The organism is Streptomyces europaeiscabiei, assembly GCF_001550375.1.
In the GTDB taxonomy this organism is placed as follows: Bacteria; Actinomycetota; Actinomycetes; order Streptomycetales; family Streptomycetaceae; genus Streptomyces; species Streptomyces europaeiscabiei.
The window spans coordinates 21,629-31,534 of record NZ_LRTR01000898.1; the positions used below are offsets into that span (position 1 = coordinate 21,629).

Annotated in this window: 10 protein-coding genes and 2 pseudogenes; 5 read left to right on the forward strand and 7 right to left on the reverse strand. The window is 68.3% G+C overall.

Annotated features, from left to right (window positions below; translation table 11 throughout):
• The first annotated feature begins 145 nt into the window (after positions 1–145).
• Positions 146–472 (forward strand): zinc finger domain-containing protein, encoded by a 327-nt coding sequence (locus AWZ10_RS54910; RefSeq protein WP_244172784.1) that lies wholly within the window; start codon positions 146–148, stop codon positions 470–472.
• Positions 469–1,080 (forward strand): recombinase family protein, encoded by a 612-nt coding sequence (locus AWZ10_RS54915; protein WP_240439458.1) that lies wholly within the window; start codon positions 469–471, stop codon positions 1,078–1,080. The genes AWZ10_RS54910 and AWZ10_RS54915 overlap by 4 nt, the downstream gene beginning before the upstream one ends.
• 143 nt (positions 1,081–1,223) lie before the next feature.
• Here AWZ10_RS54915 and AWZ10_RS54920 read toward each other — a convergent pair.
• Positions 1,224–1,448, reverse strand: a pseudogene (locus AWZ10_RS54920) (YciI family protein); the annotation flags it as partial.
• Between the two features lies 1 nt (position 1,449).
• Complete coding sequence (locus tag AWZ10_RS45440) at positions 1,450–2,358, reverse strand: helix-turn-helix domain-containing protein (RefSeq protein WP_060894157.1); 909 nt, start codon at positions 2,356–2,358, stop codon at positions 1,450–1,452.
• A 679-nt stretch (positions 2,359–3,037) separates the two neighbouring features.
• On the opposite strand from AWZ10_RS45440, the gene namA reads away from it, so the two are divergent.
• Positions 3,038–4,114: an NADPH dehydrogenase NamA gene (namA, locus tag AWZ10_RS45445; RefSeq protein ID WP_046702707.1), complete on the forward strand. Its 1,077-nt coding sequence runs from the start codon at positions 3,038–3,040 to the stop codon at positions 4,112–4,114.
• Positions 4,115–4,334: 220 nt separating this feature from the next.
• A complete protein-coding gene (locus AWZ10_RS45450; RefSeq protein ID WP_060894158.1) occupies positions 4,335–4,700 on the forward strand; it encodes a winged helix-turn-helix transcriptional regulator in 366 nt (121 codons plus the stop codon).
• Between the two features lie 869 nt (positions 4,701–5,569).
• Here the strand turns inward: AWZ10_RS45450 and AWZ10_RS45455 are convergent.
• Positions 5,570–6,277, reverse strand: coding sequence for an SDR family oxidoreductase (locus tag AWZ10_RS45455; RefSeq protein WP_060894159.1), 708 nt, complete (start codon positions 6,275–6,277; stop codon positions 5,570–5,572).
• A 101-nt stretch (positions 6,278–6,378) separates the two neighbouring features.
• On the opposite strand from AWZ10_RS45455, the gene AWZ10_RS45460 reads away from it, so the two are divergent.
• Positions 6,379–7,218: a helix-turn-helix transcriptional regulator gene (locus AWZ10_RS45460; RefSeq protein WP_060894160.1), complete on the forward strand. Its 840-nt coding sequence runs from the start codon at positions 6,379–6,381 to the stop codon at positions 7,216–7,218.
• A gap of 148 nt (positions 7,219–7,366) precedes the next feature.
• Here the strand turns inward: AWZ10_RS45460 and AWZ10_RS45465 are convergent, their stop codons facing one another.
• The 4 genes and pseudogenes from AWZ10_RS45465 to AWZ10_RS49700 all read right to left on the reverse strand — a co-directional run bounded on the left by AWZ10_RS45465 (position 7,367) and on the right by AWZ10_RS49700 (position 9,794).
• Positions 7,367–8,296, reverse strand: a complete 930-nt coding sequence (locus AWZ10_RS45465) for an oxidoreductase (protein WP_060894161.1) — start codon at positions 8,294–8,296, stop codon at positions 7,367–7,369.
• A gap of 509 nt (positions 8,297–8,805) precedes the next feature.
• Positions 8,806–9,144: pseudogene (locus tag AWZ10_RS51315) on the reverse strand (transposase); the annotation flags it as partial.
• A gap of 12 nt (positions 9,145–9,156) precedes the next feature.
• Positions 9,157–9,438, reverse strand: coding sequence for a hypothetical protein (locus tag AWZ10_RS51320; protein WP_107417628.1), 282 nt, complete (start codon positions 9,436–9,438; stop codon positions 9,157–9,159).
• Positions 9,435–9,794: a hypothetical protein gene (locus AWZ10_RS49700; protein ID WP_078935115.1), complete on the reverse strand. Its 360-nt coding sequence runs from the start codon at positions 9,792–9,794 to the stop codon at positions 9,435–9,437. Before AWZ10_RS49700 ends, AWZ10_RS51320 begins: the two co-directional genes overlap by 4 nt.
• Positions 9,795–9,906 lie beyond the last annotated feature (112 nt).

The following is a 9,906-nucleotide window of genomic DNA, read 5'->3' on the forward strand; positions in this document are numbered from 1 at the left end:
GCATATCCTATCGGGCAGCCCCTTTTTCGCAGGTGGTCGCTCATGAAACACCCACCCGCGTGGCGCTCCACCTGCGGTGATCATGTTTCATGAGTAGTCGCAAACAGTGAGACGCCTGAAACACCCTCATAAATCAGGTTGGGGCGTGATTGACGACTTCAAGCGCGTGGAATCGCACGACTGCCCGACGTCCACCTGCGCCGCCCCCGCGGGCTCCCCGTGCCGGACCGGCACGGGCAAGGTGGCCATCCAATACCACACCGCCCGCTTCCGCCTCGTGCCCCAACTCGCCACGAAGCTCAGCGTCCCGACCCCCGCCGGACGCAAGGCGGGGTCAGTACGGACCGAGCTGCCCCGGCCCGCGAACGCCGGCGCCGAGCCGGTCGGGCACGTCCGCCTCGGATACGCCCGTGCCTCGACCGCCCGGCAGTCCCTGGACGCACAACTCGACTCCCTCGCCCGGCTGGGGTGACCCGGGTCTTTTCGGAGAAGATCTCCACCCGCGCCACCCGACGCCCCGAACTGGAAGGTGCTGTGAAGCTCGCCGGGGAGATCCGCTCCTCCGGCGTCGCCGTGACCCTCGTCGTCCACGAGCACAAGCGGCTCGGCCGTGGCATCGAACTTGCCGTCCTCGCCGAGGAGCTGAAGGCGAGCGACGTCGGCCTGGAGTTCCTCACCGGCGAACTGAGGGGCTCACACGACCCCTCCGGCATCGTGTTCACCGTGCTGGCGGCGATGTCCGGCATGGAGCGCGAGTACATCCGCGACCGTACCCTCGAAGGCCACGAGTCCTCCCGCAAGCGCGGCAAAACCATCGGCGGCGCGGGCGTCACCGACGAGTCCATGCTGTCCATGGCCCTCCACCTGCGCGAGCAGGAGATGAGCCTGCGCGACATCGCCAAGAGGCCGTCATCACGACCGGCGCGAAGAAGAGTCGGCACCCGTCACCGGCGACCGTCATGCGGATGCTCCGCGAACATGACGAGCAGGCCGTGGTCTCGACAAGCGCATGACCCCGGTCGCTACTTTGCACCGTGGGTCAGGGACAGGAGACGGGGGCCTCGATCCCCGTGGGTATAGGGAAACCGGAGGTCCTTCAGCGCGAACCCACGGGTCCATCGGTGTGCGTCAGGCCGACGCATCCGTGGGTTCGGGTGAAACACGAGGATGCTGAGCGATCCGAAGGGTCTCGGCGGTGACGTCGGCCTGGATGTCCTCGGTCATCACGGCCGCCTGCCGAACTGCCAGTTGTGCACCCGGAGTCGGCGTACCGGTCCGGGGTCGGGATGGCGCGTGCCGTGTCCGGGTCCTACCTCCGGACCAACGCCGCCGTCCCCAGCCGGGTGGCGCCGTTGTCGGACAGCCGCGGCCCGTAGGCGATCAGCTCGTCCCGGTCGAGCGGCACCGCAAAGGTCGGCGGCCTGCCCCGTGCCGAGGTCGAGCACCAGGTCAGGTCTGATCCGCGGCGCGCAGGGCCCGCGCCAGCCATTCCAGCTCCTCGGTCGCGTCGGGCGACGAATTCTGCCCGCGCACACGGGCGACGAGCCTGCGGTAGTGCTCCGCTCCTGCCTCGATCCCGGCCTCCAGGCTGCGCAGCACGGCGGCCCGATCGGCGTCACCGAACAGCTCGGACAGCACCTCGGCCGCTGCCGGCCCCTCGGGAGCGACTCCGCCTTTTCTGACCTCCGCGACGGTCTGCACGATCTGCCTGGCCCACCAGATGGACGCCCCGGGGGGACGGCCCTGCCCCGGTACGGGCGTGTTGAGCTCCATCCATGTGCGCAACCGGGCGCGGAACTCGGGGTCCCGAACCAGTTCGGCCAATTCGATCCAGGCGTCGACCTGCTCAGGTGTGGGATCGTCGGGCAAATCGATGCTGAAGGCGCGCATGCGGTCGCGCAGGCGCGGGTCGTCGAGGCCGCCGAACACCTCCTCCTTGAACTCGTCGATGATCTGCTTGCGCTCCGCGGCGGAAAGCCGCGCCAACCGGTTCATCAGTGCTGTCTCCTCAACGGTCGAACCACGTTTCGCAACGGTGGACAGGACGGCCCGGCTCACCTTGAGGGAGCGGATCTGCGCGTCGAGCGCGGCCACATGCGCGTCGGCGACCCCGGCGACCGTGGTGCGGCCGCTCAGGACACGGCACACGTCGTCGAGCCCGAGGCCCAGCTCCCGCAGGGTGCGGACCAGCTCGACGCGGGCCACGGACTCGGTGTCGTACAACCGGTAGCCGCCCGCGGAACGACCCACAGGCGGCACCGCCCCCTCGTCCGACCAGAAGCGCAGGGTACGTACCGGAAGTCCGGTGCGGTGCGCGAGTCGGCCAATGGTGAGCACGTCGGGGCGTTCGTCGTCCATGAGTAAGATCCTGAACCCTCCGGCGGCTGGAGACTCAAGCGCCTCAGTGCGACATCCCGTGAGTTCTCAAGAACTCTGCCGAGTTTTCTCACCACCGCCAGCGTCGACAGCATGCGCCTCCCCGCCTTCGACCAGACTGCAGACTGATCAGATCGGACGAGGAGTTTCAGGAATCCCGAAGTCGCGTCACTGACCGGCCGATCACGCGAACGAGAGAGACGCCCCAGGCCAGGGGCCCAGGTTTCGGCAAGAACCACGGGAACCCACGGGATGTCGCACAGTCCTGGCGAACACCGAGGTCCAACGGTGACAGATGGTCTTGCCCGACGATCAGACCTCCAGCCAGGACAAGCACCCCGGCCACGACTCACACAAGGAACCTGACCAGGCAATTCAGGATGAATGATCTCCTTGGGAGGGATAGATGTGAGCCCCTCGGATTTTGACGATACTCAAATTTTGACAGACGTCGAAGCTGCATGTCGACTGGCGGACCCGGCACCCCCGCGCGGCGCCGGACGGCCGCAGGAGGCGCCGATGGCACGACTCATCCGCGCCCGACCAGCACACTTCCCTTTTTGTCTATATGGGACTTTAAAGTGCATACTGTTGCACTCGGCATGCTTCTTCTACGGTCGGAAGCGACAAGAACCCCACTGAACGACAGGGATGATCTTTCGTGTCCGCACACCTTTTTGACCCGCTCACGATCCGCGACGTCACCTTCCGGAACCGGGTCGCCATGTCCCCTATGTGCATGCACTCCGCGGACGCCCAGGGGCGCGCCACCGGCTTCCACACGGTGCACTACGGCGCGCGTGCACTGGGCGGGGCCGGCCTCGTGATGCTGGAGACGGCGGCGGTACTGCCCAACGGGCAGATCGGCCCGGGCGACCTCGGCATCTGGAGCGACGACCACGTCGCAGGCCTGTCGGGCATCGTCGAGGTGATCCATCGTTTCGGCGCCAGGGCCGGCGCCCAGATCGGCCACGCGGGACGGCAGCTCGGCGTGGAGTCCGAGACCGCGGTGGCCCCTTCCCCCATTCCCTTCAGCGACGGTTCACGCGTTCCCCAGGAGCTTGGCGTGGGGGACATCAAGGAGGTCATCGAGGCGTTCCGGACTGCGGCGGCACGGGCGAAGGCCGCCGGATTCGATGTGCTCGAGGTGCACACGGCGCACGGCTTCCTGCTCAACGAGTTCCTCTCACCCCTGGCCAACCACCGCACGGACGAGTACGGAGGCAGCCGGGAGAACCGCTACAGGATCGTGCGGGAGACCATCGACGCGGTGCGCGGCGAGTGGGACGGTCCGCTATTCGTCCGCATCTCCTCGACCGACTACGCGGAGGGCGGGAACGTTCCGGAGGACTTCGTCACCTACGGCAGGTGGATGAAGGAGCAGGGCGTCGACCTGATCGACGCCTCATCCGGCGGCATCGCCCCAGTGAAGGTGCAGTCCTACCCGAACTACCAGGTGCCCGCCGCGGATCTGATTCGCAGGGAGGTGGGAATCAAGACCGGTGCTGTCGGCCTGATCGAGAGCGGCCGCCAGGCCGAGGAGATCCTGCAAAACGACCGCGCCGACATCGTGCTGGTCGGCCGGGAGATGCTGAAGGACCCCTTCTGGGCCCGGACCGCGGCGGACGAACTGTGCGCCGCCATCGAGGTCCCGTTGCAGTACACCCGCTACGGGTCGGCCTGGCAGCGCTCGCAGCCCCCGCTGCCCGCCGCGCCGATGGACGCCACGGTCTCCTAACCGTTCTGCCCTGGTCCCGCAACCACCCCGGGGCAAGGACACCGAACTCGTTGCGGCCGCCCGAGGCCGGGGCGGCTGAAGCGCTCCCGGCACCGGGCGGCGGACCGGCCCTGTGCCCGGAGGGGATGCCCCCCGGGTACGAGATACTTGACAAGGCAGCACGACTCGGAGGTGCCCCATGCCGCGGACGCGATCGTTTGACGACCTGCCAGGCTGCGCGATGGAAGCAACAGTCAAGATCATCGGCGGGAAGTGGAAAGGTGTGATCCTTTTCCATCTGCTCGAGGGGACCATGCGGTTCAACGAGCTGCATCGCCAGGTGCCCGGCATCGCTCCGCGCCTGATGACCAAGCAACTGCGTGAGCTGGAGGAGGACGGTCTGGTGCAGCGAACTGTCTACCCGGTCGTCCCGCCCAAGGTGGAGTACGCCTTGACCGAGGAGGCACGCTCGATGGAGCCGCTGCTGATCGGACTCAGCAACTGGGGTGAGCAGTGGTTGGCCCGACGTGGCATCGTCCTGCCGGATCCCAAGGACGCGCAGGAGGAACCCTCCTCCGCCACGCCGCCGGCACCGTCCGAGGCTTAGCTTGACTCCGTCGGGAATCTTGAGGTTTCCCGGTGCAGGTGCATGATCAGCAGGCAGGCTCACTGCCGTGGTGCAGTTCGACCCAGCTGGTGAGGTGCACGTTGTCCGTCCGCCCCCGTCCCGGTGAGCAGATCCCTCCTGACCGTGCAGGCTGCTCGGGCGAGCAACCCGAAGGGCACGACGGCGATGCGGGTGAGAAACCGCCTCGACGGGCTGTGGCACGACGAGGACTTCGCCGACCGGTACCCGCGTGACGGCCGACCCGGTCTCTCGCCTGCTCAGCTGGCCACCGTCTGCCTCTGCAATCCCTGCTCGGCCTGTCGGACCGACAGGCCGCCGAGGCGGTGCACTGCCGCATCGACTTCAAGTACGCCCTGGCCATCGAACTGGACGATTCCGGCTTTCACCACAGCGTGCTCGCCGACTTCACCGGCGGTAAGGGTGTGCGCCTGGCCTTCGACCCGATCGCAGGCCCCGGCGTCGAAACCCTCGCTCAGGGCATCGCCCCCAGCGGATACCTGGTTTGTCTACGGCGCTCTCGACCCGCGCACCACCCCGCTTCGCAGGCAAGAGCAGCCTCGCGCTCGCCGACGAGAGAATGCGGCCCCCGTGGTGCAGATCGTGGGTGGCGAGGTGTTCGCCAGCAGGGTGGCGCCCGCCGTCCTCCGGTGAGGACGGCCCGGGGCTCCCTGCCGACCAAAGCGGCGGCCGGTCAGGCGGCGTTGACGCGGCCCGGCACTGCCAGCAGGCGCTGGGCGGGATCGGGTTCACCGCTGAACACCCGCGGCACCGGCACCTGCGCCGGGCCGTCGTCCTGGACGGACTACTGGGCAGTGCACGGGAGCTGCCCCGGCTGGTGCAGCTGTGACTCACCAGGGCAGCGGACCGTCGGCGTCGAAGTAGCCACCGGTCGGGCCGTCGGGACCGATCTGCGCCATGCGGACGATGATCTCGGCGCCCTGCTCGACGGTCTGCGTGCCGGTGTTGTCGTTGAGGTCCGTCTTGATGAAGCCGGGCTCGACGGAGTTGATCCGCATGTCCGGGAATGCCTTCGCGTACTGCACGGTGAGCATGTTGACCGCGGTCTTGGACGCCGGATAGGCGATGCCCGGGTAGAAGTGCGTGGGATGCTCGGGGTCGGAGAGGTTGGTCAGCGAGGCGAGGCCGCCGGTGACGTTGACCACGACCGGTGCGGCCGAGCGCCGCAGCAGGGGCAGGACGGCGTGGGTGACGCGGACGACGCCGAAGACGTTCGTCTCGAAGGTGTTCCGCATCTGGTCGGCGGTCACGGTCGCCGCGGTGGGCACACTGTGGGCGTCGGCCCTGCTCGCGATTCCGGCGTTGTTGATCAGTACGTCGAGGCCGCCGTCGGCCTCGACGGTCTTGGCCGCGGCCTCGACCGTGGCGTCGTCGGTGACGTCGAGGAGGACGAACCGTGCGCCCAGCTGCTCAGCGGCCCGGCGTCCGCGCTCGGCGTCGCGAGCACCCACATAGACGGTGTGACCTGCGGCGATGAGTCGGCGGGCGGTCTCGTGGCCGAGGCCCTTGTTGGCTCCGGTGATCAGTGTTGTCGTCATGCGTCCAGCCTCCGGCGCCGCGGCACGATCAGCCAGAAGACCCTTCTTCCTGGGACTGCGAGTACCAGGCACATGCGCGGCCGGCGGTGTTCACTGGGCGCATGACCGCGACGGAACTCGGACAGTCACTGCGGCGCTGGCGCGACCGGGCCGCCCCGCACGCGGCGGGCCTGCCCTCCGGTGGACACCGGCGCGCGGTCGGTCTGCGGCGCGAGGAGCTGGCCCTGCTGGCCGGGATCTCGGCCGACTACATCACGCGCCTCGAACAGGGCCGGGCGGCCAACCCCTCCGGGCAGGTCGTCGAGGCGCTGGCCCGTGCGCTGCGGCTGTCGGGGGACGAGCGGGCGTACCTGTTCGGGCTGGCGGGGCTGATTCCGCCCGGTCCCGACATGGTGCCCGGGCACATCACGCCCAGCGTCCAGCGGCTGCTGGACCGGCTCGTCGACGCACCTGTCGCGGTCTCCGACGCGGCCATGACGCTGCTGCTGGCCAACTCGATGTACGCGGCGCTGATGGGCGACCCGTCCGGCCTGCGCGGCATGGAACGCAACGACGCGTGGAGCACCTTCATGGGGGTGCCGACCCGGGTGCGTCATACGCCCGAGGAACGGAGTGCCTGCGAGGCCGGCATGGTCTCCCAGCTGCGGAGGACCGCCACCCGCTATCCGGCGGACCGCCAACTGCGGCGCCTGATTGCGGAGTTGCGTACCGACAGCGAGCGGTTCGCCGAGCTGTGGGACGCGGGTGCCGTGGGACGGCTCGAAGCCTGGCACAAGACGATCGAGCATCCGCAGGTGGGCCTGCTGACGCTGGACTGCGACCTGCTCCGGCTGGAGGAGAGCGGCCTGTACATCCTCGTCTACTCGGCCGAGCCGGGCACCGAGGCCGCCGAGAAGCTGGAGCTGATCTCGGTGGTCGGCATCCAGAACCTGGTCGAGTAGCGCCTGCTGGAGCTTTGTGCACCGCGAGAGCGTGACGTTCAGGACCCGCAGCATCCGGGCCCTACCCCAGCCCGCCAGCAGCACCCCCGCCGCCTCGACCACCCGCTGCAGCAACGGCGTGCGCCGTTCTTCAACGGACTGGGGAAGTTCACCGAGCATCGCGAGCAGAGTCTCGGACGGTGCCCTCGTCCGGTTTGTTGAGGAGAGTCAATTCCTCTTCGGTCAGGCGCAGGCTTCCGGCGGCGATGTTCTCCGCGAGGTGTGCCGGGTTCGTGGTACCGGGAATAGCCAGCACGTGCGGACCGCGGTGGAGGGTCCAGGCGAGCCGTACCTGGGCCGGCGTGGCGTCGTGGGCGTGAGCGACGGAGCGCACCCGCGTGTCGTGCTCCTGGCCTGCGGCTGCCTCGCGCCGCAGGCCGGAGACTGCGAAGAACGGGACGAAGGCGATGCCCTGCTCCCCGCACAGGTCCACCAGCCCGCTCTCGTCGGCACGGCGCCAGTCCAGGCCGTAGGAGTTCTGCACGCAGACCACGGGCGCGATCTTCTGGGCCTCGGCCACGTGCTCAGGCAGGACACCGGAGAGCCCGAGGTGCTGGACCAAGCCGGCCTCGCGCAGCTCAGCGAGGGCGCCGAAGTGCTCGGCGAGCGAGGCCGTGCGGGGGCCGCCGGCGCGCAGGTTCACCACGTCCAGGCAGTCCCGGCCGAGCTGGCGCAGGTTCTCCTCCACCTGGCCACGCAACTGGTCGGGGCGGACCATGTCGAGCCACTCGCCGGAGGGATCACGCCCCGGGCCGACCTTGGTCACCACGACCACATCGCCGGACCAGGACGAGAGGGCGCGGTTGATGAGCTCGTTCGCGGACCGCAGTGGTGAGAAGTAGAAGGCGGCCGTGTCGATGTGGTTGACCCCCTGCTCGAACGCGCTGTGCAGCAGGCCGACGGCGACATCGCGGTCGATCGGCGCGCCGTCGGAGTTGCCCATCACGCCGTTGCCCGTCAGCCGCATCGCGCCGTAGCCGATGCGATTCACCTCCAGGTCCCCGAGCTTCCAGGTCCCTGCTGCCGCTGTTGCGCTCACCGTGCTCCCTCACCCGTCGATTCGTCAGGTCCCGGAGTATGGGGCCGTCACGGTGGACTGCGACAGGTCATCGGGCTGGGCGGAACGTCACATTCCTATCGGGAACCAACCATCGCCGCAACGCCGTTGGACCTGACAAGAGAGCGTCGGTCGGGGCGAGCTTTCAGACCTTGTGCCGCTGTCCTGCCGAGGCGGCAGACGATGGTGGCTGCGTCCAGCACGGCCGGGCAAGGCGTCCCCCCGGCCGGTCGGATGGGGCTCAGACGAGCGAGGCCGAACGCGACCTGCCCGCGAGCAGCGAGTGGGGATACGAGGCGAGCAGGTCCGTTCCGTGCCTGAGTCCAGGGTGGGGATTTTCAAGGTTCAGGCAAGATTTTCGTGGAGCGTGACAGAGCGTCATCGCGATCATGCGAGAAGGACTCGCTTGCGCAGCAGTGGGAGTCCGGCGCGGTTGTACATCTGCCGCTTCAGCGTTTTGAGTCTGTTGACGACTCTGCTGCGTAGTTCGTTCAGGCGGAGAGTCGGTAGCTGAGTCGTTCGAGCCTGCTGCTGCGGCGGGTGCGATCGAGGGGGCCGGTGGTCCAGTGGGCGTCGAGTCTGACGATGTTGAGTGCGGTGGCGGAGAAGGCGTGTTGGAGGCGGACTTTCGCCAGGCCGCGGTAGCGGGCCCGGCGGATGCCGGTGATGTCGAGGGCCTGATTGATGGTTCCCTCGACGCCGACGCGGAGGGTGTACTTGTTCTTCCAGGTGTCGGTCTTCTGTTCGGCGCGGGCCCGGGCGAGGTTCTCGTGGAGTTCCGCGGGCCGCAGGGTGAGCATGCGGCGTCCGGGTTTCGAGGCGGTGCACTGCTGCTGGAAAGGTCACTCGCGGCAGGTCAGGACGCTGAAGGTGATCACGATGGCGTCCTTGCCATGCTGCTTGACGGGGTTCCAGTGGGAACTGGTCCGGCCGGCGGGGCAGCGGACCTGGCGAGTCTTCCAGTTGATGGTGAAGGCGCTCTTGTCGAAGCCTGCGTCGGCCTTGGCCTGCGCAGAGCGGTCCAGGAGGACCGGGGTGACCATCTGGACGCCCTGCTTCATGGCCTTGGTGATCAGGTCGGCCGACGGGTATCCGGAGTCGAGGTGGTGCTCGGCCGGCTTCACCCCGTGCTCGGTGAGCTTGTGCTGGATCGGGGCGCGGTCGCCTGCACGTCCGGCACCGTCGCGTCGGTGGTGTGCACATCGGTGATCAGGTTCGGCATCACCCCTGCCCCGGCGTCCGCGTCGGTGTTGGTGTCGGTGAGTGTGGTGCAGGTTTCCGTGAGATGGATCTTGTAGCCGCACCAGAAGAGACCGTCACCCTTGACCGCCCAGCGTGCGTCCGCGTCGTAGGGGGAGGCCAGGCGGAGTTGACCGGGCGGGACGCCGTCGTCGGCGTCCCGCTTCCTGATCACCTGCCGTCCCCGGGCGTCGCTGCGAATGATGTAGGTCTGCACCAGGACCTGCCGCAGCAGGGCCACGGCCTCGATCTCACGGATCCACGCCGGGGCGTCAGCTTGTTCTTTATGGTCTGACCTCGCAGGGCCGGGACAGGGCTTGACCTCAAGTGCGGTTCAGATTGGAGGCTTCTTC

Bases quoted from the DNA above. Each gene is read 5' to 3' on its own strand.
- AWZ10_RS45440 (WP_060894157.1), bottom strand. From the start codon at position 2,358: ATGGACGACGAACGCCCCGACGTGCTCACCATTGGCCGACTCGCGCAC.
- AWZ10_RS45450 (WP_060894158.1), top strand. From the start codon at position 4,335: ATGGAAGCAACAGTCAAGATCATCGGCGGGAAGTGGAAAGGTGTGATC.
- AWZ10_RS45455 (WP_060894159.1), bottom strand. From the start codon at position 6,277: ATGACGACAACACTGATCACCGGAGCCAACAAGGGCCTCGGCCACGAG.
- AWZ10_RS45460 (WP_060894160.1), top strand. From the start codon at position 6,379: ATGACCGCGACGGAACTCGGACAGTCACTGCGGCGCTGGCGCGACCGG.